Source organism: Brevibacterium sediminis, assembly GCF_013623905.1.
Classification (GTDB): domain Bacteria; phylum Actinomycetota; class Actinomycetes; order Actinomycetales; family Brevibacteriaceae; genus Brevibacterium; species Brevibacterium sediminis.
Map to the genome: position 1 here is coordinate 245,131 of NZ_JABKDD010000001.1, position 21,567 is coordinate 266,697.

22 protein-coding genes are annotated in these 21,567 nt (G+C 63.9%); 10 read left to right on the forward strand and 12 right to left on the reverse strand.

What is annotated here, in order from left to right; genetic code table 11:
* Window positions 1-122 precede the first annotated feature (122 nt).
* Both HK108_RS01055 and HK108_RS01060 read right to left on the reverse strand, forming a co-directional pair.
* A complete protein-coding gene (locus HK108_RS01055; protein ID WP_181270387.1) occupies window positions 123-860 on the reverse strand; it encodes a Maf family protein in 738 nt (245 codons plus the stop codon).
* A complete protein-coding gene (locus tag HK108_RS01060; protein ID WP_229663892.1) occupies window positions 857-1,888 on the reverse strand; it encodes an SGNH/GDSL hydrolase family protein in 1,032 nt (343 codons plus the stop codon). Before HK108_RS01060 ends, HK108_RS01055 begins: the two co-directional genes overlap by 4 nt.
* A 64-nt stretch (window positions 1,889-1,952) precedes the next feature.
* Here HK108_RS01060 and HK108_RS01065 point away from each other — a divergent pair, with 64 nt between their 5' ends.
* Window positions 1,953-3,413: an AI-2E family transporter gene (locus tag HK108_RS01065; protein ID WP_172168892.1), complete on the forward strand. Its 1,461-nt coding sequence runs from the start codon at window positions 1,953-1,955 to the stop codon at window positions 3,411-3,413.
* Between the two features lie 125 nt (window positions 3,414-3,538).
* Here HK108_RS01065 and greA read toward each other — a convergent pair whose 3' ends face one another.
* Together greA and HK108_RS01075 are read right to left on the reverse strand one after the other, a co-directional pair.
* Window positions 3,539-4,033 (reverse strand): transcription elongation factor GreA, encoded by a 495-nt coding sequence (greA, locus tag HK108_RS01070; RefSeq protein WP_101546580.1) that lies wholly within the window; start codon window positions 4,031-4,033, stop codon window positions 3,539-3,541.
* A 259-nt stretch (window positions 4,034-4,292) separates the two neighbouring features.
* The gene (locus HK108_RS01075) at window positions 4,293-4,718 is read right to left on the reverse strand and encodes a DUF4307 domain-containing protein (protein WP_181270388.1); all 426 of its coding nucleotides are present in this window, start codon (window positions 4,716-4,718) and stop codon (window positions 4,293-4,295) included.
* Window positions 4,719-4,841: 123 nt separating this feature from the next.
* On the opposite strand from HK108_RS01075, the gene mca reads away from it, so the two are divergent.
* Together mca and HK108_RS01085 are read left to right on the forward strand one after the other, a co-directional pair.
* Window positions 4,842-5,852 (forward strand): mycothiol conjugate amidase Mca, encoded by a 1,011-nt coding sequence (mca, locus tag HK108_RS01080; RefSeq protein ID WP_139466809.1) that lies wholly within the window; start codon window positions 4,842-4,844, stop codon window positions 5,850-5,852.
* The gene (locus HK108_RS01085) at window positions 5,849-6,232 is read left to right on the forward strand and encodes a hypothetical protein (protein WP_180345505.1); all 384 of its coding nucleotides are present in this window, start codon (window positions 5,849-5,851) and stop codon (window positions 6,230-6,232) included. Before mca ends, HK108_RS01085 begins: the two co-directional genes overlap by 4 nt.
* 97 nt (window positions 6,233-6,329) lie before the next feature.
* On the opposite strand, the gene trhA is transcribed toward HK108_RS01085, so the two are convergent.
* The gene (trhA, locus tag HK108_RS01090; protein WP_139466811.1) at window positions 6,330-7,115 is read right to left on the reverse strand and encodes a PAQR family membrane homeostasis protein TrhA; all 786 of its coding nucleotides are present in this window, start codon (window positions 7,113-7,115) and stop codon (window positions 6,330-6,332) included.
* 103 nt (window positions 7,116-7,218) lie between these two features.
* Between trhA and HK108_RS01095 the strand changes: the two genes are divergently transcribed.
* On the forward strand, window positions 7,219-7,980 hold the full coding sequence (locus HK108_RS01095; protein ID WP_282433162.1) for an isoprenyl transferase: 762 nt from the start codon (window positions 7,219-7,221) through the stop codon (window positions 7,978-7,980).
* A gap of 211 nt (window positions 7,981-8,191) precedes the next feature.
* Window positions 8,192-9,499 (forward strand): RNA 5'-3' helicase PhoH2, encoded by a 1,308-nt coding sequence (phoH2, locus tag HK108_RS01100; RefSeq protein WP_139466815.1) that lies wholly within the window; start codon window positions 8,192-8,194, stop codon window positions 9,497-9,499.
* A gap of 150 nt (window positions 9,500-9,649) precedes the next feature.
* Here the strand turns inward: phoH2 and HK108_RS01105 are convergent, their stop codons facing one another.
* The 3 genes from HK108_RS01105 to glpX form a co-directional block, all read right to left on the reverse strand.
* A complete protein-coding gene (locus HK108_RS01105) occupies window positions 9,650-11,053 on the reverse strand; it encodes a class II fumarate hydratase (protein ID WP_139466818.1) in 1,404 nt (467 codons plus the stop codon).
* 91 nt (window positions 11,054-11,144) lie between these two features.
* Window positions 11,145-11,771 (reverse strand): carbonic anhydrase, encoded by a 627-nt coding sequence (locus HK108_RS01110; RefSeq protein WP_139466820.1) that lies wholly within the window; start codon window positions 11,769-11,771, stop codon window positions 11,145-11,147.
* A 60-nt stretch (window positions 11,772-11,831) separates the two neighbouring features.
* Window positions 11,832-12,956, reverse strand: a complete 1,125-nt coding sequence (gene glpX / locus HK108_RS01115) for a class II fructose-bisphosphatase (RefSeq protein WP_139466822.1) — start codon at window positions 12,954-12,956, stop codon at window positions 11,832-11,834.
* Between the two features lie 198 nt (window positions 12,957-13,154).
* Between glpX and HK108_RS01120 the strand changes: the two genes are divergently transcribed.
* Entirely contained in the window at window positions 13,155-13,724 is a 570-nt protein-coding gene (locus HK108_RS01120) for a DUF4245 domain-containing protein (RefSeq protein WP_229663893.1), read from the forward strand.
* Between the two features lie 39 nt (window positions 13,725-13,763).
* Here HK108_RS01120 and HK108_RS01125 read toward each other — a convergent pair whose 3' ends face one another.
* Both HK108_RS01125 and xseA read right to left on the reverse strand, forming a co-directional pair.
* Entirely contained in the window at window positions 13,764-14,003 is a 240-nt protein-coding gene (locus HK108_RS01125) for an exodeoxyribonuclease VII small subunit (protein WP_025778102.1), read from the reverse strand.
* Between the two features lie 52 nt (window positions 14,004-14,055).
* The gene (gene xseA, locus HK108_RS01130; RefSeq protein ID WP_181270389.1) at window positions 14,056-15,363 is read right to left on the reverse strand and encodes an exodeoxyribonuclease VII large subunit; all 1,308 of its coding nucleotides are present in this window, start codon (window positions 15,361-15,363) and stop codon (window positions 14,056-14,058) included.
* Window positions 15,364-15,454: 91 nt separating this feature from the next.
* Between xseA and HK108_RS01135 the strand changes: the two genes are divergently transcribed.
* Entirely contained in the window at window positions 15,455-16,471 is a 1,017-nt protein-coding gene (locus tag HK108_RS01135) for a 4-hydroxy-3-methylbut-2-enyl diphosphate reductase (RefSeq protein ID WP_139466827.1), read from the forward strand.
* 72 nt (window positions 16,472-16,543) lie between these two features.
* Here the strand turns inward: HK108_RS01135 and HK108_RS01140 are convergent, their stop codons facing one another.
* On the reverse strand, window positions 16,544-17,740 hold the full coding sequence (locus HK108_RS01140; RefSeq protein WP_139466828.1) for a DNA recombination protein RmuC: 1,197 nt from the start codon (window positions 17,738-17,740) through the stop codon (window positions 16,544-16,546).
* Between the two features lie 72 nt (window positions 17,741-17,812).
* Between HK108_RS01140 and ychF the strand changes: the two genes are divergently transcribed.
* The 3 genes from ychF (at window position 17,813) to HK108_RS01155 (ending at window position 20,678) form a co-directional block, all read left to right on the forward strand.
* Window positions 17,813-18,916 (forward strand): redox-regulated ATPase YchF, encoded by a 1,104-nt coding sequence (ychF, locus tag HK108_RS01145; protein WP_139466829.1) that lies wholly within the window; start codon window positions 17,813-17,815, stop codon window positions 18,914-18,916.
* Window positions 18,913-19,761 (forward strand): serine hydrolase domain-containing protein, encoded by an 849-nt coding sequence (locus HK108_RS01150; protein WP_181270390.1) that lies wholly within the window; start codon window positions 18,913-18,915, stop codon window positions 19,759-19,761. Before ychF ends, HK108_RS01150 begins: the two co-directional genes overlap by 4 nt.
* Before the next feature lie 134 nt (window positions 19,762-19,895).
* Entirely contained in the window at window positions 19,896-20,678 is a 783-nt protein-coding gene (locus HK108_RS01155; RefSeq protein WP_181270391.1) for an aminoglycoside adenylyltransferase domain-containing protein, read from the forward strand.
* Between the two features lie 254 nt (window positions 20,679-20,932).
* On the opposite strand, the gene HK108_RS01160 is transcribed toward HK108_RS01155, so the two are convergent.
* A complete protein-coding gene (locus HK108_RS01160; RefSeq protein ID WP_219922124.1) occupies window positions 20,933-21,499 on the reverse strand; it encodes a TetR/AcrR family transcriptional regulator in 567 nt (188 codons plus the stop codon).
* Window positions 21,500-21,567: the final 68 nt, after the last annotated feature.

Below are 21,567 nucleotides of genomic sequence, written 5' to 3' on the forward strand. Positions count from 1 at the left end.
GTGCTCCTTTGTACGATCACAGAACAATTTAGAGAGCAGCACCAAGGGTTTGTAGGACAGCGATAAAAAACTGGGACGAGAACTTCAATGTCCTCGGGCGTGTCACCGGACCAGGGTCGAGTCTACCGCTTGAGAGTCCACAGATCGGGCCAGAACAGCCCCATGTCGGTGACCAATTCGCGCACGACGGGCAGGCTGAGGCCGAGCACGGTGAGGTGGTCGCCGTCGAGCCGGTCGACGAAGGCCCCACCATAGCCGTCGATCGTCAGCGCCCCGGCCACGTGGAAGGGCTCTTCGGTGGCGATGTACGCCTCGAGCTCCTCCGTGCTGGGTGAGCCGATGAGCACCGAGGTGGCCGACCGCTGCGAGCGCAGAGCGCCGAGTTCGAAGGGCGCCGAGCCGGTTCGATCAGCACTGTCGGGGCCGTCACTGCGGACATCGTCTCCCGCTCGCCCGACTGCGCCGTTCGACTGCTGCGCCCGCGTGAGCACTGCGACCGTATGGCCCGAATGCAGCTGTGTCCACTGACCGGCGATCGCCGACCACACGTTGCGAGTGCGATCGGCCGTTCCCGGTTTGCCGATGGCCTGTCCGTCGAATTCGAGCAGGGAATCCCCGGCGATGACGACCACGGTGTCCGCGCCGTCAAGTGTCGGGGGAGCGGACGCGATGATCCGGTCGATGACCGCACGCGCCTTCGCCTCCGACAACGCTGTGGTGAGTTCGCCGACGGAGCCGGTGAAATCGTCCTCGATGGCACGTTCGTCGACCTCGGAGACGATGATGACCGGGTCGATCCCGCCGTCCCGGAGGATCTGGCGACGTGAAGGAGATTGGGAGGCGAGGACGACGGGGATCACGAGGCTGCTTCCGAACGATTCGGGACCGGTTCGGGGCTGGCGTCTTCTGTCACTGCTGTTTTTTCGGCATCTGGCTGCGCCTCGGCGCCGGTCTGCGCCTCGATATCCGAATCGTTCTGAGCAGCAGATTGCGCCTCGGCGCCGGGGACCAGTTCGTGTCGGCGGGCGGTTTCGCCCTTCTCGGGGATGTCGAGGCTGCGGTCGACGACGACCGGTGCATCGATGCGTTCGGCGATTGCGGCCAGCAGCGTCGAGGACAGTTGCGCATAGCCGAGTTCGCTGGGGAATCGGCCCGAGTCGTTGAGCAGAGACCGGCGTGTCGTTCCGCTCAGCGATCCCGTCGACCGCAGTGGAACCGCACGCGCGGCCAGGGCGGCCAGCCATTGAGAGCCGGCGAGGACCCGCGAGGTTCGGCGCAGCGACGTCTTGAGAGGATCGCGCAGCCCCGGCAGACCGCCGAGATTGGGGCAGACGAGAACGAACACGGTGTAGCGGCCCTCGCGTTGGAGCCGGTTGATGGCCTGGTTGAGCACGGGTACGCCGATGGTCGCCTGGATCGGGTGGATGATGTCGCCGGTGCCGATCGAGACTATCGCGAACCGGCGGTCGTCGCTCCAGCGGTCCGAGAGCTGGCGGGAGAGCCACGGCGAGCGCAGGACTTCGTCGACCTGTCGGTGCAGATCATCCGACAGTGCCGAGGGGCGTGCGGTTGTCTGGACCCGGACGGTGGTGCCGAGCATCCGCGCCAGGCCTCTCCCGATGAGGGTCGGGGGCGCCTGCTCCGGGTCGACGTCGACCCCGCACAGCCAGGAGTCGCCGATGATGGCAAGAGCGGCGGAGTCGTCATCGTCGTTGTCACGTGGGGCGGCGATCGCCTCGGTGAAGGTGGAGAAGCGACGGTTCTTGTCGTCGTCGAAGGAACGGCGCAGCGATCCGGCCTGGTGGCGGAGCAGTCCCGCCGCCGAGGCGCCGGCGCCGACGACGGTCGCCCCCATGGTCGCCAGCGTGTAGATCAAGCGTCTTCCCACTGATTTCCCTCCTCCGGCGTCATCATTGCACCTTTGTCACTGCATCAACAACTATTGTTGAGTCATGAGCGAAAACGATCAGCAGCATCCTCCGAACCGACTCCGAGGAGCATGGGAGGCGTTCCGGCGCGGACGCGGCTCCTCTCACTCCTCGTCCGAACCCGAAGCAACCCCATCGCAGGCAGTCAGTCCCGAGGAGATCGCACTCAGCCGAATCGAAGCCGAGGCCAAACCGTATGTGGCTCCCGGTCTTAAGCTAGCTGCCGCATGGTCGTGGCGGTCGATCGTCGTGCTCGTGGCGATCGGTGTGGCGCTGTGGCTCCTGTCGAAGATCTCCAGCGTCGTGCTGCCCGTGCTCATTGCTCTGCTGTTGGCAGCGCTGCTCGCGCCCCTGACCGGATGGCTGAAGAAGAAGGGCGTGCCTCGAGGAGGGGCCGCCGCGATCTCCTTCATCGGGTTCATCGTCGTCGTGCTCGGACTCTTCGGCCTCGTCGGTCAGCAGATCTATTCCGGCATGCCCGACCTCGTCAAACAGGTCATCGCCGGTGTGTCCGGGATCAGCGGATGGCTGGCTTCGAGCCCCTTCGGCATCGACGCAACGACGATCTCGAGCTATATCGACGACGCCATCAAAACCGCGACGAACTTCTTCCAGAACAACAGCAGCCAGCTTCTCGGCGGCGCCCTGGAGGCCACCTCCTCGGTGGGCACCTTCCTCACCGGTATGGCCGTCTGCCTGTTCGCGACGTTCTTCTTCCTCTACGACGGGCAGAACATCTTCAGGTGGGTGATGAACCTGCTGCCGGTCCCGGCCCGTCCCGTCGCCACGGGTGCCGCTCTGAAGGGGTGGACGACCCTCGTGCAGTACGTGAGGGTCCAGATCCTCGTCGCCGCCGTCGATGCGATCGGCATCGGCATCGGCGCTGCGTTCCTCGGGATCCCGCTGGTCATCCCCATGACCGTGCTCGTCTTCCTCACCTCGTTCGTCCCCGTCGTCGGAGCCATCGCCTCCGGTGCGGTCGCCGTGCTCGTGGCTCTGGTCTCGAACGGTCTGGTCAGTGCCGTCATCATGCTCGCGGTTGTCATTGCCGTCCAGCAGATCGAAAGCCAGGTGCTGCAGCCGTTCCTCATGGGCAAGGCAGTGTCGGTCCATCCGCTGGCTGTGATCCTCGCAGTCACCGGAGGCGGCTTCCTCTTCGGCATCGTCGGCGCTCTCTTCGCCGTTCCCTTGGTTGCCGTGCTCAACAGCGTCGTCAGCTATATCGTGCGTACGAACGCCGGTGATTCGGACGAAGACGAAGCGGAGGACGACGCCGAGCGTGACCCGGACGAACGCGAGGCCACGGCAGTCCTCGAGACGGCGAAGGAAAGGCTCACCGATGCCGTCCACGAGTCCGCGGAAGACGAACGTGCATCAGGTTCCGGACAGACCGATTCGACGGAAACCGGATCAACCGGTCCGACCACGTCGGGTGAGACCGGTTCGGCCGAACCCGGACGGCCGAAGAAGGGCCCCGATGCCTGAGGCTCGGACCAGACGACCCGGCAGGACTCGTCTGAATCGGGGTCCGGCAGGACGCGCCTGAACCGGAATGAATAGAGAAGTGGGCGGGTGCGATCGCACCCGCCCACTTCTCTATTCGGTCTCGATCAGCCGGTGAAGGCTTCGACGGAATCGACCTTGACCTCGATGGTCTTGCCGTTCGGAGCCTCGTATGAGGTCTTGTCTCCGGCCTTGACGCCGAGGACAGCCGCTCCGAGCGGCGACTTCTCCGAGAAGACGTCGATATCGGAGTCTCCGGCGATCTCGCGGTTGCCCAGCAGGAATCGCATGGAGTTGCCGGCAACGCTGGCGGTCACGACGGTTCCGGGTGCCACGGTCTTGCCGTCGCTGTCGCTGGAGCCGACCTTCGCGTTCCGCAGCAGCACCTCGAGTTGGCGGATGCGTGCTTCCTGTTTGCCCTGCTCATCACGCGCAGCGTGATAACCGCTGTTCTCCTTCAAGTCACCCTCGTCGCGGGCGGCTTCGATCTTCTCAGCAATCTCTGCACGACCCGGTCCGGAGAGATGCTCGAGTTCCTTCGACAGGCGGTCAAAGGCTTCCTGGGTCAACCATGTCTCTTCCTGGGTGACTTCCTCGGTCATGACTTCTCCTTCTTCGGTCGGTGCACTGACGGGCGTGTCAGGCAACGAAAAAACCGGGCGTATGGGCACGCCCGGAAGTTGAATGAAACTACAGTGTAACGCATCTGCGGAGAAAAACGATGAGTTCGATCACGTCCCCGGCCGTGAGTCGGAGGTTCGCGACCGCAAGATGCGTTCCCGTGCGAGAACTATTCGAAGAGACTCGTGCGACCGGGTTCCTGTGCTTCCACCAGGCGGTCGAAGCGGTCGAAGGTTCGGCCTATTCGAACCAGCAGGAGTCCACGTGGCCGGAGGCGGCCAGCTGAGTTGTGGCCAGGTCCACGTCGATGCGCTTCGGCGAATTCGGATCGGCGTTCGGATCGGCGGGAACGGTCACCTCGGTGAATCCGACGATCGCTTCCTGCTCATTCGTGGCCTGGACGATGCAGTGCACGTCGCGTTTCTGATCAGGAAATATTCCGACGCTGACGCGCGTTGAAGAATCGTCGACAACCGAATAGTCAAGAGTGCGCGGTGTTGTGGGATTCGTCTGCGGGCGGAATGCCCAGACAGCGATGACGGCGACCACCACGGCGAGGACGATGACGGCGATGATCTTCGCCGGACGACTCAGCTCTCGCTTGGGTCTGCTGGTCCGGCCGTAGCGATCATCATGCAGTGGTGGTGCCACTGTTACCTCAGTCATTGAATTCCTCTTTAAGTACTTCGCGCACTAATCTAGAGTAGTCGATCCTCTGCCGGCGATCATGTCAGCCGCAGCGCCGGCAGCAGGTGGCCACCAGGCTGAATCGAAAGGGACATTTAGGATATGACTTCGCTTCCGTACCATGGACTGCGCCTGTTGGCCGTCCATGCCCACCCCGACGACGAATCCTCCAAGGGTGCGGCAACGAGCGCGAAGTACGCTTCACTGGGTGCCCGGGTGCTCATCGCCACCATGACCGGTGGCGAGGCCGGCGATATCCTCAATCCCGCTCTCCTGCAGAGTCCGAAGGCCAGCCGCGACATCGCCGGTCTCCGTCGAGAGGAGATGGCGACCGCTGCCGCAGCCCTCGGCGCCGAACATGTCTGGGTCGGTCACGTCGACTCGGGACTGCCCGACGGCGATTTCGACAACCAGACTCCTCCCGGATGCTTCTATCGGGTTCCCGACGAGGTGGCGATGCTTCCCCTCGTGCACATCATCCGCACCTTCCGTCCTCAGGTGGTGACCACCTACGACGAGCTCGGCGGATATCCTCACCCCGACCACATCAAGAACCACGCTGTGACCATGGCCGCCGTCGAAGCCGCCGCAGATGCGACCTCGCATCCCGAGCTCGGCGAACCGTGGCAGGTGCAGAAGATCTACTTCAACCAGGACCTGTCGGCGAAGAAGTGGATCACGATCCACGAGAAGATGCTCGAGGCGGGACTCAAGTCCCCGTTCGCCGACCACCTCGAGGATTTCAAGAAGCGTGACAACCAGCGCCACAACTGGCTGAGTACCCGCATCTCCTGCTCCGAGTTCTTCTCCGCCCGCGATCGCGCGCTGCTCTCCCACGCCACTCAGATCGACCCCGAAGGCGGTTTCTTCTCCGCGTCGCGCAAGGCTGCTCGTACGTATTGGCCGACCGAAGAGTTCGAGCTGGCTCTCGACCTCACCGACCGTGAGCCGCTGAACCGGGAACTGGATTTCCAGGAGACCGACCTGTTCGCCGCAGTGACCTTCGATGACGGTCGTCGCGTTCCCGCCGAGGGGATGCTCCCGGACTCGCCGGCTGCCGACGACCTCGACGCTGATTCCGCCGTCCCGACCGAAAGCGACACCCGCGCATGATCTTCGCGTCCTCTCCAGCCCCGACTCCGGACGGAGGCACACCGGACCCGGATCTGGTGACGCCCGGAACCGTCGGCTTCCTGGCCACCCTCGCCATCGTCGTCCTGACGATCTTCCTCATCAGGGACGCCCTGCGCCGTGTCCGTCGGGTGCGGGCGCACTCGGGCGCCAGCGATGCCTATCCGATCCCGCTGCGCAGGCATGTGGTGCCCAACCAGTCGAAGCTCTCAGGGCCGGAGGCACCCGAACCGGAGACCGCTGACAGCGACTCCGACGCGTCCGCCGATACCGGACCATCCGATGCAGATCGCCGAGGCGGCTCGGCGGAGGAGCCGATCGATTCCTCCGAATCCACCGACGAACGCAATGAACGAGCCTGAGCTCTGAGGCTTTGAGGTCCTGCGCACACAGACAACGGCGCGATCACCGATCGGTGATCGCGCCGTGTGCGTCCGTGCGGACTCAGTCGATTGGAGTTCAGTAGGCTGCGACGGCGGCGATGATGAGTGCGGCGAGGTGGCAGCCGTAGCCGAGGATCGTGAAGATGTGGAAGATCTCATGGAAGCCGAGCCACTTCGGTGAGGGGTTCGGGCGCTTGATCCCGTAGATCACCGCGCCGGCGATGTAGCACACGCCGCCGAGGACGACGAGGAGTCCGACGGGGAAGTTCGTGGCCCAGATCTGGGGAATGTACCCGACTCCGGCGACGCCGAACCCGACGTAGATCGGGACGAAGAGCCACCTCGGTGCGGTGGTGAAGATCGTACGGAAGGCAGCGCCGAGTGCGGCGGCACCCCACAGCACGGACAGCAGGAGGACTGCCTGGTCGGTGCGGAGCATCAGCACTGCCAGCGGTGTGTACGTACCGGCGGTGATGAGGAAGATATTCGCGTGGTCGAGCCGCCGCAGGACGAGGCGGACGCGGGTGCGCCAGCGGCCTCGGTGATAGACGGCGGAGGTGCCGAAGAGCAGCATGCCGGTGACGGCGAAGATCGCGGCGGCGATGCGCGACTCGATGGTCGGGGAGATGATCACCAAAGCCAGGCCGCCGATCATCGCCAGAGGGAACGCCCCGGCGTGGAACCAACCGCGCAGCTTCGGCTTGACCTGACCCGCCAACTTCGTCAGTTCGGCGCGCAGTGCTGAGCGGCGACGGGCGATGCGGTGGTCATCGGCGGGCGGAACGTCATCCGCGCCCGCTGAACCGACCGGCCCGGCGCCGTCGGGAACGACCGGAGAGGAATCGGTGAGCGAAGCATTCATAGCTCCATGGTAGCCAGCGGACCTGAGGCCTCATTCAGCATCATCGGCTAGTAGTCTGTACAGTATTCGAACCGACCGACGACCCATGTGGAAGAGGACAGCTGTGGCGCGACCCGTGAACCTGCTCTATCGGCTGTACGAGCGACGGCTCAAACGTGAGCTCGACAAGTCGGTTCCGGTTCCACGTCACGTCGGAGTCATCACCGACGGCAACCGCAGGTGGGCCAAGGAGTTCGGTGCGACGACCGCTGACGGTCACCGCGCCGGAGCGGCGAAGATCGTCGAGTTCCTCGGCTGGTGCCACGAGATCGATGTGGAGATCGTCACTCTCTACGTTCTGTCCAAAGAGAACCTCGCCCGCTCGGCAGAAGAGGTTTCGATCCTCATCGAGATCATCTCGGACCTGGTGGAGAAGATCGCGGCACTCGACGGCGTCGGCGTCCAGCTCGTCGGTGATCTCGACATCGTTCCCTCGGATCTGCGTGCCCGCCTCGAAGCGGTGTCGACGACCGAGAACTGTGGAATGCGCGTCAACGTCGCCGTCGGCTACGGCGGTCGGCAGGAGATCGTCAATGCTGTGAAGTCCCTGCTGCGCACACGGACCGACGACGGCATGGACCTGGAGTCGATCATCTCCGAACTGTCGCCGGAGCAGATCGGCGAACACCTCTACACCAAGGGCCAACCCGATCCCGACCTCATCATCCGCTCCTCGGGAGAGCAGCGACTCTCCGGCTTCCTCATGTGGCAGAGCGCCTATTCGGAGTTCTATTTCTGCGAAGCCTATTGGCCGGACTTCCGCCGTACGGACTTCCTCCGAGCCGTGCGCGACTACGGTCTGCGGCAGCGGCGCTTCGGCAAATAGGCTGTGCCCGCCGCCGGCGAGACCTGCCGGCCTTCTGACGGGGGAATCCCGCATTCACTCGAAGTTCATGACCCTGACTTGCCCGAGCACGCGTGCCGCTACCGCCTGCGGGGGCGAACCGGGTTAGGTTGGCTGTAGTTGGTCGACACCAACCCGAGATCGGGGGATGTCAGAACCGGATCTCGGCGGAACTCACGCCTCAGAGGTCCTCATGGCTGAAAAAGTCCACACCTACGTTCTCGACACCTCGGTGCTGCTGTCGGATCCCGGAGCGCTTCTGCGCTTCGCCGAACACCACGTCGTCATCCCGCTCATCGTCGTCTCCGAACTCGAGGGCAAACGCAATCATCCCGAACTCGGATTCACCGCACGCAAAGCCCTCCACATCCTCGACGACTTCCGTTCCGACTACGACCGGTTGGATCAGCCCATTCCCGTCGGTGACGCAGGCGGAACGCTGCGGGTCGAGCTCAACCACATCGACGCCTCCACGATGCCGGTCGGCTTCGACCGGACGGAGAACGACACCCGCATCCTGGCCGTGGCCCGCAACCTCTCTGCCGAAGGCTGTGACGTGGTCGTCGTGACCAAGGACGTGCCGATGCGAGTGAAAGCTTCGGCCCTGGGTCTGCACGCTGAGGAGTATCTGGCGGAGCTTGCCGTCGACTCCGGGTTCACCGGGATGAGCGAGCTCGGCCTCGACGACGAGCAGATGAGCGAGTTCTACGATTCGGGGTCGGTCGTCACCGAGGATGTCTCCGACGAGGTGGTCAACACCGGGGTCGTCATCACCTCACCGCGCGGATCCGGACTGGGACGTGTGCGCAGCGGCAACCGAGTGTCGATGGTGCGCGGGGATCGTGACATCTTCGGCGTCCACGGACGGTCGGCAGAACAGCGGATCGCCATCGACATGCTGCTCGACGACGCCCTGGGGATCGTGTCGATGGGAGGGCGAGCCGGAACGGGGAAGTCCGCGCTGGCCCTCATGGCGGGCCTGCAGAAGGTGCTCGAGGAGAACAAGCACTCGAAGATCATGGTCTTCCGTCCCCTCTACGCAGTGGGCGGACAGAACCTCGGCTACCTGCCCGGCAGCGAAGGTGAGAAGATGAACCCCTGGGCGGAGGCCGTATTCGACACCCTCAGTGCGCTGGTGAGCAAGAACGTCATCGACGAGGTGGTCAACAGGGAGATCCTCGAGGTGCTTCCGCTCACCCACATCCGGGGACGGTCCCTCCACGATGCATTCGTCATCGTCGATGAAGCGCAGTCGTTGGAGCGCAATGTTCTGCTGACCGTGCTCTCACGCATCGGAATGAACTCGAAGGTGGTGCTCACCCACGATGTCGCCCAGCGCGACAACCTGCGAGTGGGCAGGCACGACGGAGTCGCCGCGGTGATCGAGAAGCTCAAGGGCCACGAACTGTTCGCGCATGTCACGCTGACGCGGTCGGAGCGGTCGGAGATCGCCGCCCTGGTCACCGATGTGCTCGAGGAATTCGACCCGTTCCGGTCCTGAGCCTCTGCTCCGGTCGCCGACCGCTCACGTTACCGCCGATGTCTCGCGATGTTCGGTGAGCGGTCGACGGGACGCTGAGCGGCCGCCGACACGAAACGGCGCCTGGACGGTATCCGTCCGGGCGCCGTTTCGTTCTGTCAGATCAGAGGCTTACTTGTAGCTGCCGATCATGGTGGTGACGTCGAGGGCCTTGTCGAGGTCCGCCTCGGTGATGGAGCCGTTCTCGACGAAGCCGAGCGCGATCGTCGCTTCCTTGACAGTCATCTTCTCAGCCACGGCGTGCTTCGCGATCTTCGCGGCCGCCTCGTAGCCGATGACCTTGTTCAGCGGGGTGACGATGGAGGGGCTCGCCTCGGCGAGGAAGCGGGCGCGCTCCTCGTTGGCGGTGAGTCCGTCGATCATCTTCTCGGCCATGACGGTCGAGGCGTTCGCGAGCAGGCGGATCGACTCGAGCAGGTTCGAGGCCATGACGGGGATGCCGACGTTGAGCTCGAACGCGCCGTTGGTCGACGACAGCGACACGGAGGTGTCATTGCCGATGACCTGTGCGGCGACCTGAATGGTGGCCTCGCAGATGACCGGGTTGACCTTGCCGGGCATGATCGACGAACCGGGCTGCAGGTCGGGGATGGCGATCTCGCCGAGGCCGGTGTTCGGTCCCGAACCCATCCAGCGCAGGTCGTTGCAGATCTTCATGTAGCCGTAGGCGATGGTCCGCAGCTGACCGGAGGCCTCGACGAGTCCGTCGCGGTTGGCCTGGGCCTCGAAGTGGTTGCGAGCCTCGGTGATCGGCAGTCCGGTTTCCTCGGCGAGGATCTCGACCACGCGGGAGGAGAAGCCGTCGGGGGTGTTGATGCCGGTGCCCACAGCGGTTCCGCCCTGCGGGACCTCTGCCACGCGCGGCAGGGAAGCCTCGATGCGCTCGATTCCGTAACGGACCTGAGCTGCGTAGCCGCCGAACTCCTGACCGAGAGTCACCGGAGTGGCATCCATGAGGTGGGTGCGTCCGGACTTGACGATCGAGGAGAACTCCTTCGCCTTCTTCTCCAGCGAAGTCGCCAGGGTGTCCATGGCCGGGATGAGGGTGTTGACCAGGGCCTTGGTCACTGCCAGGTGCACCGAGGTGGGGAAGACGTCGTTCGACGACTGCGAGGCGTTGACGTGGTCGTTCGGGTGGACGTTGATTCCGTCGGCTTCGAGCGCCTTGGTCGCCAACGAGGCAAGGACCTCGTTGGTGTTCATGTTCGACGAGGTTCCCGAGCCGGTCTGGAACACGTCGATCGGGAAGTGGGCGTCGAATTCGCCTGCGATGACCCGGTCGGCGGCGTTCTGGATGGCTGTGGCGCGGGCCTCGTCAAGCACGCCGAGTTCGGCGTTGGCCTTCGCAGCGGCCTTCTTCACCTGAGCCAGTGCGGCGATGTGAGCGGATTCGAGGGTCTTGCCCGAGATCGGGAAGTTCTCGACGGCACGCTGGGTCTGTGCGCTGTAGAGGGCGTCCTTGGGGACTTTGACCTCACCCATGGTGTCGTGTTCGATGCGAAATTCTTCGGTCATTGTTGTCCTTTCCGTTGGGTGCCTGGGAAATGATTGCGGAGCTCAGGCTCGTTGGGAGACTGAACGGCTGTCCACCGAGGTGGCCGGTCGCTCAGGAAGCATAGGTGGAGACCGCGGCCTCGTCGCCTCCGTACTGGGCGACGACCGTGGTGTGGCCGTCGTGGAGTTGGTAGGTGAGTCCGACGATGATGAGTCGGCCCTCTTCGACGGCGGTCTTGATGATCGTGGACAGCTGCATGATCTTGTCGACCGTGTCCATGGTGTTCTGCCCGACGGTCTCGTTGATGGTGGTGCGCCCGTTCTTGCGCGCCCGGGCCACCGTCGGCAGGATGCGGGCGACGACGTCGGAGATGAATCCCGGGGGAGTCTCACCCGAGTCGTAGGCGTTGTATGCCGCGGTCACGGCCCCGCAGCTGTCGTGGCCGAGCACGACGAGCAGGGGAGTGCCGAGCATCTCGACTCCGTATTCGAGCGAGCCCAAGGTGACCGGGTCGACGACCTGTCCGGCATTGCGCACGACGAACATGTCACCGAGGCCGACATCGAAGATCATCTCTGCGGCGACTCGGGAATCCGAGCAGCCGAAGAGAGTGACGAACGGGGTCTGGCTGCCCGACAGTGACTCACGTCGCGCCGTGTCCTGGTTGGGGTGCTGAGGGACATCGTCGACGAAACGCTGGTTTCCCTCGAGGAGTCGCTTCCACGCCTGATTGGGCATTGCTTTCGCACCTGCTTCCGAGTTGTGTGCATCGCGCCCGGGACCGGGTGCGATTGGAGGTCAGACCAATCCGCGGCGTGCGGCTTCTTCGGCGGCCTCCACGTAGGAGTGGGTCTTCGCGGCCTGGTGCTCGGCGAAGACCTGCCGGACGGTCCCCGACTTCGACCTCATCACCAGGGAATGCGTGGTGACGTGGCCACCCTGGAACTTCACTCCGTCGAGCAGGTCGCCGTTCGTGATGCCTGTGGCGACGAAGTAGCTGTTGTCACCGGTGACGAGGTCATCGGTGTTGAGCACCTGATTGATGTCGAGACCGGCCTTGGCAGCGGCCTCGCGCTCTGTGTCGTCCTGCGGCCACAGACGGCCCTGGATGACTCCGCCGAGTGCTTTGATGGCGCAGGCGGTGATGATGCCTTCGGGGGTACCGCCGATGCCCATGAGCATGTCGACGCCGGTTCCGGGACGACAGGCGGCGATGGCTCCAGCGACGTCGCCATCGGTGATGAGCTGGATGCGAGCTCCGGCGGCGCGGATCTCATCGATCATCTGCTGGTGGCGGGGGCGGTCGAGGATCATCACCGTCACCGAGGCGGGATCTTTCGTTCCCTTCGCCTTGGCAACGCGGCGGATGTTCTCAGCGATCGGCAGACGCATGTCGACGGCATCAGCGGCATCGGGGCCGGTGACGAGCTTCTCCATGTAGAACACGGCCGAGGGGTCATACATCGCACCGTCTTCGGTCACAGCCATGACCGAGATCGCATTGGGCATGCCCAGAGCGGTCAGGCGAGTGCCATCGATCGGGTCGACAGCAACATCGCAGTGCGGTCCTCCGCCGTCGCCGACCTGCTCGCCGTTGAAGAGCATCGGAGCTTCGTCCTTCTCACCTTCGCCGATGACGACGGTGCCGGCCATGCGGACGGTGGAGATGACATTGCGCATCGCGGCCACGGCTGCTCCGTCGGCTGCGTTCTTGTCGCCGCGGCCGACCCAGGGGGCGGCGGCGATGGCTGCGGCCTCGGTGACTCGGACGAGCTCCAGAGCCAAGTTGCGGTCGGGAGCATCCGACTCGACCTGAGCCTTCTGTGACCATGAGTCGGTCACTGCGACAGGCGGAGCCTCCTCATCAACTCGTCCTCGGTCATGGTGAGATTTCACGTCAACAGGCTCTTTGGAGTCACTCATGCCTCCAATTGTGCCACCCCTGTGATCGAGGTCGCGACAGCGGTGTCCGCTTGTGGCCGCAGTCACGTCCTCGGGCCGGAATTGGCCCTTCGCGCGCGAGCCGAGGACAATGGCGGTGTGAATGTCCGAAATGCTGCCGACGAGACGGGTACTCGAACGGTCGTCGACGAGGCGACGCCGAGTCCTAGGGGAGAGTCCATGGCTGATGAGTCCGGAGTGATGCTGCCGGGGTCCCGGGAAGAGATGCGCTTCCTGCGCAAGAACTCGAACTGGGTCAATATGGTCATCGCGATCCTCGCCTGTCTCGCAGTCGCCGTCGGGATCCTGTTCCTCGCCCCGCAGCCCGAAGTCGACTCAGAACGTGTCGTCGACTATCAGGGGATCGCCGAGCAGTCCCAGGGCAACGCCGATTTCGACCTCATCGTTCCGCAGATCCCGCGCGGATGGACGTCGAACGAAGCCAGCCTCGACCGCGTGGGCGACTCCGAATACACCTCGTGGTACATGTCGTTCATCGGCCCCGACGACCAATGGGTGAGCATCGAACAGGCCGAAGCCAGCGCGAACTGGGCGAAGCGGAAGACCGACGAGGCTGTCGCTGCCGAGAAGGTGACCGTCGGCGGCGCCGACTTCCAGATCTACCGCACTGAAGAGGCGAAAGAATACTGGGTCTCGCACAAAGGCGATATGTATGTCGTTCTGACTGCCACCGCTGCGCCGGACACCGTCAACAGCTTCGCCGATCAGGTCGCCGCCGAACTCAAGTGAACTCGGCGGCCCTGGCTGAACTTCGGCTGACCCGGAGACCTATTCGGTGTCGTCCGAGGTCTCCTCACGGGCCTTGTCAAGGCGCTCCCGCGCTCCGTCGAGCCACGCCTGACACCGGTCGGCCAGAGCCTCGCCACGCTCCCACAGCCGCAGTGACTCTTCGAGCGGCAGATTGCCGGTCTCCAAACGCTTGACGGTCATGACGAGTTCTTCGCGCGCCTGCTCGTAGCTGAGCGTGCTGATATCGGGCTGGTCCTGTTGTGTTGTCGGTTCGGTCATCGGTGTCTCCTTCGCAGAGTGTGTGAAACGTGTACAGAGTGTGGAGTTGTAGTCAATCGTCGGTCGTCGAATCGTCGGACTCCGGAGTGACCTCGGTGATATCGGCGTCGAACCGACCACGAGCGACCCGGACATGGACGCTGTCGCCGGCGGCGACTTCGGCGGCATTGCGAACGGCCTGACCGTCGTCGGTCTGCACCACGGCGTAGCCGCGCTCCAACGTCCGCAGGGGAGAGAGGGACCTGGCTTGGGAACGAAGATGCTGGATCTCGTTCTGAGCCTGGATGAGCAGTCCGTTCGTCGCCTGCAGACTGCGGCGGCGGATCATCGTCAGCTCGTTCTCATGCGCGGTGATCATCGTCTGCGGTTCGGCGAGCACCGGCCGTGAGCGCACGGCGGTGAGCATCTCCTGCTCTCGATCGAGGATGCGATTGACGGCAGCTTCGAGCTCGGCGCGGGCACGCAGCAGATTCATGCCTTCCTCGGCGACATCCGGAACGATCCTCTTTGCGGCATCCGTGGGTGTTGATGCCCGCATGTCAGCGACCTCATCGAGGATGGGCCGGTCCGCCTCGTGTCCGATCGCAGAGACGACCGGTGTCTGCGCGGCGGAGACGGCACGGACGAGGGCTTCGTTGGAGAACGGCAGGAGGTCTTCCATGCTGCCGCCGCCGCGGGCGATGACGATGACATCGATCTGCGGGTCCGCGTCGAGTTCGGCGAGGTTCTTCATCACTCCCGGCACGGCATCCGGTCCCTGCACGGCACAGTTGCGGACTTCGAATTCGGCGGCAGGCCAGCGCAGATGCACATTGCGGATGACGTCCTTCTGGGCATCCGAATCCCGTCCGGTGATCAGCCCGATCCGGTTCGGCAGGAACGGCAGGCGCAGCTTCCGGTTGGGATCGAAGAGCCCCTCGGCGCCTAGCTGCTTCTTCAATCGTTCGAGGCGGGCGAGGAGTTCGCCGAGGCCGACGGCGCGGATATCGTTGGCCCGCATCGTCAGCCGACCGGTCTTCGTCCAGAAATCGGCTTTGAGATTGGCGACGACGTGGCTGCCCTCGGTCAGAGGAGCCCCGGTGCGGTCGAGGACGTTCTTCCAGATCTGGACCGGCAAGGACATCTCGACATCGGTGTCGCGCAGGGTCAGGTAGCTGGCCTTGCCGCGATGGTTGAGCTCGACGACCTGCCCTTCGATCCACACGCTCGACATGCGGTCGATATAGGACTTCATCTTCGAAGACAGCAGACTCAGCGGCCACGGATTCTCCGCTGTGGTCTCGGCTGCAGTGGCGGCGAGCTCCTTCTGCTCGGCCGTTTCACCGAGCGTGCCGGGAGTGCCGGAAATTCTTTGCGCCATTTAAGTCCCCTTCCGAATCCCAAGCCTAACGAACGCCACCGACACAGCCCATTCCTGGCCGCAGTCGATGCCTCCGGCTTAGACTGAACGGGTGAGCGTCGTTTCAGTACCTGCCCCGACCATTCCGCGCCGGCGTCTGGCACCTGGCGAGATCCGCACTCCGGTCAATGCAGACAAGAGGGTGCTGCTGGCCGCACCGCGCGGCTACTGTGCCGGCGTAGATCGTGCTGTCATCGCCGTCGAGCGCGCCCTCGAACACTTCGGCGCACCGATCTATGTCCGCAAGGAGATCGTGCACAACCGACATGTCGTCGAGACCCTGTCCGAACGCGGGGCCGTCTTCGTCGATGACACCGATGAAGTCCCGGAAGGTGCTCGGGTCGTGTTCTCCGCTCACGGAGTCTCACCGGCCGTGCACACCGAGGCTGCCCAGCGTTCGCTGTCGACGATCGATGCGACATGCCCGTTGGTGACGAAAGTCCACAAGGAAGCCATCCGGTTCGCCCGGGACGGCTTCCGCATCCTCCTCGTCGGCCATGCCGGGCATGAAGAGGTCGAAGGCACCATGGGCGAGGCGCCGGAGCACATCACACTGGTGCAGAGCCCGGAAGAGGCCCGCACCATCGAGGTTCCCGATGCCGAGAAGCTGGTGTGGATCTCACAGACGACCTTGAGCGTGGACGAGACCATGGAAACGGTTGAGATCCTGCGTGAGCGCTTCCCGCACCTGCAGAATCCACCCAGCGATGACATCTGCTACGCGACACAGAACCGGCAGGTCGCGGTGAAGAAGGTCGGGCCCGACGCGGACCTCGTTATCGTCGTCGGGTCGGCGAACTCCTCGAACTCCGTTCGCCTCGTCGAAGTCGCTCTCGAACACGGGGCGAAGGCTGCCTACCGTGTCGACTTCGCCCGCGAGATCGACGAGACATGGTTCCACGACGTGGCCACGGTCGGTGTCACCTCAGGTGCGAGCGTTCCGGAGAACCTCGTCCTAGACGTGCTGCAGCTGCTGGCCGAGTACGGATTCGGCACCGTCGAAGAGGTCGTCACCGCCGAAGAGGACCTCATCTTCTCGCTGCCGAAGGAACTGCGCAAACTCGGCTGAGCTGAGCAATTCCGCTGCGTGACGCGACGGGGACTTCCACGACTCAACGGAGTCGACAAACGCTGTCGATTCTCAACTTGTCCCCGTCTGCCGACCGCGCAGATGAGTCGGACCACGATCATCGAAGTCCATGGCCCGCGGCCGACTGAGTTCCTCGGCGCTGATGCCGCGAGAACGAGTATCGAGTTCGGCCACGGCGTCGAGCTCGTCGGCGACGATTCCCGTCGAGGGGAACTTTCGCGCGGTGACGAGGAAGCGCGACTCCAGCGAGGAGACGAACCGGTTGTAGTCCTCGACCGAGCGGTCCAGGCTGGCACCCATCCGTGACACGTGGGTGACAAGGGTGCCGATACGTTCGTAGAGTTCCGTGCCGAGTCGGAGCACTTCGGCCGCCGAGGTGGACATATCCGCCTGCCGCCAGTTGAGCGCCACGGTCTTCAACAGCACCAGCAGAGTCGCTGGTGAGGCGAGGACGACGTTCTTGCCCAGTGCATGATCGATCATCTTCGGGTAGCTTGCCGCGGCCGCGGAGAGCAGACCGTCGGTGGGCACGAAGCAGACGACGAAGTCGGGGGAGGCATCGAACGCCTTCCAGTACTCCTTCGACGCCAGGGCATCAACATGGCGCAACAGGGCGCGGGCATGGTCCTGACCGCCCGTGCCGGAGTCGGCCGCCTCGACGGAGTCCTTGTTCATCCGTGCCGACAACGGTGTCTTCGCATCGATGACGATCGTGCCGCCACCGGGCAGATGGACGACCATATCGGGGCGCTGGCGCTTGCCGTCCCGGTCGGCGCTGACCTGCGTGTCGAAGTCGACGTGGGGGAGGAGGCCGGCATATTCGACGATGCGTTTGAGCTGGACCTCGCCCCAGTCTCCACGGTGGGTCGTCGAATTCAAAGCGTTGGCCAGTGACCCAGTCGATTCCTGGAGGCGGAGGTTCTGTTGGCTGAGGTGCCCGATCTGGGAGTTCAGTCGGGTGATCTGTTCGATCTGCGTGCGGTCCTGGGAGTGCAGGTTCTCCTGCAGATTCTTCACGCTTGCCGCCAACGGCCCGATGGCGGCAGTGATCTCACCGGCCATCTGCGCATCGGCTTCGAGATCTTCGGTGCGCTCGGACAGGATGCGTGACGTGGTCTCGGCGCGAGTGAGTCTCTCGAGATAGCGGGAACGGGTGAGACTGCGGCCGAGGAGGAATCCGAGCACGGCGGCGAGGACGATCGCCACGATGAAGACGATGATGACTGCGGATGCGGGGAAAGCATTCATGATCCCAGGGTGACAGAGGGCACTGACACGAGAATTCGAGGACCACCTCGGCGACGGCTAGACTTGGATACCGTGGCTTTGACTATTGGAATCGTGGGACTGCCCAATGTTGGCAAGTCGACCATGTTTAACGCACTGACCAAGAACCAAGTTCTCGCGGCGAACTACCCGTTCGCGACGATCGAACCGAACGTGGGCGTGGTCCCGCTGCCGGACGAGCGACTCACGCGACTGGCTGAGATCTTCGGCTCCGAACGCATCCTCAATGCCACCGTCGACTTCGTCGATATCGCTGGAATCGTGCGCGGCGCCTCCGAAGGGGAAGGCCTGGGCAACCAGTTCCTCGCCAACATCCGTGAAGCCGATGCGATCTGCCAGGTCATCCGCGGATTCGTCGACGACGATGTCGTCCACGTCGACGGCAAGATCAGCCCCGCCGATGACATCGATACGATCAATACCGAGCTCATCCTCGCCGACCTCCAGACATTGGAGAAGGCTCGGCCCAGGATCGAGAAGGAAGTCAAGGGCAAGCGCGCTCCTGCTGAGCAGCTGACTGCGATCGATGCCGCCACCGAGATTCTCGAAGGCGGGCGGACGCTCTACCAGGCGATGCAGGCCGACAAGTTCGATGTCAGCGCCCTGCGTGAGCTGCAGCTGATGACGGTCAAGCCCTTCCTCTACGTGTTCAACGTCGACGACGAGGTGCTCGCCGATGAGGACAAGAAGAATGAGATGCGGGCACTGGTGGCTCCCGTCGAAGCCATCTTCCTCGACGCGAAGTTCGAGTCCGAACTCGCCGAACTCGACGAGGAGGAAGCCCGGGAGATGCTCGAATCGACCGGCCAGGAAGAGAGCGGACTCGATCAGCTCGCCCGAGTCGGCTTCGATACCCTGGGTCTGCAGACCTATCTGACGGCCGGGCCCAAGGAATCCCGTGCGTGGACGATTCCGAAGGGAGCCACCGCCCCCGAGGCGGCCGGAGTCATCCACACCGACTTCCAGAAGGGCTTCATCAAGGCCGAAATCGTGTCCTTCGATGATCTTGATGCGAACGGTTCGATGGCTGCCGCGAAGTCCGCCGGCAAGGTCCGGATGGAAGGCAAGGACTACATCATGGTCGATGGGGACGTGGTGGAGTTTCGTAGCGGATTAACCTCTGGTGGAAAGAAGTGAGCGTTGTTCCGGTGTACAGCATTGCCAAGGCTTACACGGCTGTCGCGGTGCTTCGCTCCTTCGATGTCGATGGGCAGCTTGGTGAGCTGGTTCCCGCTTTGCCGGAGTCCCTTCGCCCGGTGACTGTGCGTGCCCTGCTGAGCCACACCTCGGGCCTCAACGACTACTTCGGGTGGGCGGATTACCGCGTAGCAGTAGAAGCGCGTGACGATGCGTGGGAGATCGACCGTGTTATCGCAGGCGCAGTCGTTGATCGTGCTGGCCGGTTCCGGTACTCCAATATCGGTTTCTCCCTGCTGCGACTTGCTCTTGAGTACGACGAATCCGCAGACTTCTTCACCGCAATCTCCCGTCGAGTACTCCAGCCGCTCGGTGTTGTGGCCTTCCCCTTCGCGTCCCGTGGCGACTGGCGCGCCTGCACGCACGAGTCAATCGGGGAAGAGCTTCGTGCTTACGATCCCGGATGGGTATTCACAGGTACGTTCGCTGCTGAGCCTGACGAAGCGGCCCGGGGAATCGCGGCGGTCATGCGCGGCGAACTTGGCGACGATATTCCCCACTTGATGATGCAATCGGTCCCGGTCAACGCTCCGGCCCGGCACCCACTGTCACCCCATGCCGGATACGGCCTCGGGATCATGAGCAAAGGCGAGCCGGTGACACTCGTTGGTCACGGCGGTCAGGGACCAGGCTTCAACCTCTTCGCCGCAGCGAGTGCTGATGGACTCCGTTGGAGCGGGCGGGTCGCAGAGGGCCAACGGGAGGATTTGGACCTGATCCAGTCATGTGTCGATGATGTCGAGAGCCGGGACGGGCACGCAGTTGAGTTTAGGTTCAATGTATAAAGGCCCTGGTCAGAAGGGTGTTTGGATCGAACTCTCGTGCGGGTGAGCTTCGATTCAACCTGTGCGATCCGCGTGCGCGGTTGGACAATACAAGCGTTGCCTCGCGGGGCTTCGGGTGCGTAGTCTCCATTGATGTGGACGATCTGATCCAGACGGTACTCGACCGAGTGCTCACGGCCGATCCCGGTGGGATCGTCGGGGTGTACCTCTATGGCTCCAGTACGACGACGGGGCTCGGCCCGGAGAGTGATGTCGACCTGCTGCTGGTGACTCGCAGGGCACTGACGTCTCAGGAGCGGGCATCGTTGGTATCCACTTTGCTCGGGCTTTCGGGGTGGAAGGGGCATGCCGACGTATTTCCGGAGGTCGCGAACCGTCGCCCGCTTGAGGTGACGAGCTTGGTCACGGCTGACCTCAAGCCGTTGGTCGCTGCGCCGTGGCGTGACTTCCAGTTCGGGGAGTGGCTCAGGGGCGACTTCGTCCAGGGCTATGTGTCCGAGCCGGAGCGCGATCCGGATGTGGTGATCCTGCTGGCGACAGCTTTGGCATCGCACCGGGTGCTGCACGGGGCGGCGCTGGACACTCTGGTCACTGATGTGCCCTTCGCGCTCCTGAAGGACGCGCAACTGGCTGCACTGCCGGCGCTCGTCGACGATCTGGATGGCGAGCCGCGCAATGTTCTTCTGACGCTGGCGCGTGCGCTTCATACCGTGGAGACCGGAGCGATAGTCGCCAAGGATCAGGCGGCAGCTGTTGCGGCGAGGCGCGTCGATCCCGCTGGGGCGGATCTGCTTCTTGCTGCCGCTCGCGAGTACCTAGGCGAGGGGCAGGTCGACTGGGATCGTGAATCGAGTCAGGTGTCGTCTCTGGCGCAGTCGTTGATCACGCTGATCCAGCGAACATCTGCGGAGGCGTGAACGTACACACGGACATCACCGGGCAACCAGCTGTGCGGATCCGGTGACAGAGGTTGGAACGTGCCTGAACGTGGTCGAGTTCCGTTTCTCGAACTGAACCCATGGGCGTATTCCCGCTGGCGAGGGATGTCGAACGCGCTCCATCATGCCGTGCACCAGGCGATCCGGGAGGATCGTAGAAGAGGTCCCTGGTTGGGAACCCGGGAGATCCGGGAGCGGCCGACGGTGGGCTGTCGCGCCTGCCCGCGCATGGGCTACCGGTGACGGCGTACGCCTTCGGTGATGAGCGTGATGAACCTGCGGCAGCGGGTGCGGATTTGAGGGCCACCGCCTGCCGCGATGGCACGTACGCCGGTGAGAAGCAAGCCGATGTCCCCGCTGGTCAGATCGGGGCGAGCCTCGCTGGTGCCGCGCACCCGCTCGGCTAGGCGTTCGAGATCCTGGAGCACGTGCCGGTTAAATTGCTCGAGGAGCGGCGCGGACCGGTCGCTCGTCGTGATGATGCTCGCTAGGCCTGGCGCAGCCAGCTCCAGATCGACGACTGCGTCGAGCGCCTTACCGAGCCCTTGCCACGGGTCCGAGGTTCTGGCGGCGTCCGCGAGGAAGGCCAGGCAGTGTTCGATCTCGTGGCCGAACACGGCGTCGATCAGGTCGGAGCGGGTGGGAAAATGCCGGTACAGCGTGGCCGTTCCGACACCGGCGTGGCGCGCGACTGCGGCGGCCGACACCTCGAGCCCATGATCGGCGAACGCCGCACGTGCTGCGTTAATGATGCGAACGCGGTTTCGACGCGCATCCGCTCGATTCATCGACTCGACCAAGTCGCCACCTCCGATGTGAGAGACCGAACAGGAGTACACTCCCACTTTACCGGAAAACGGATAGGCCT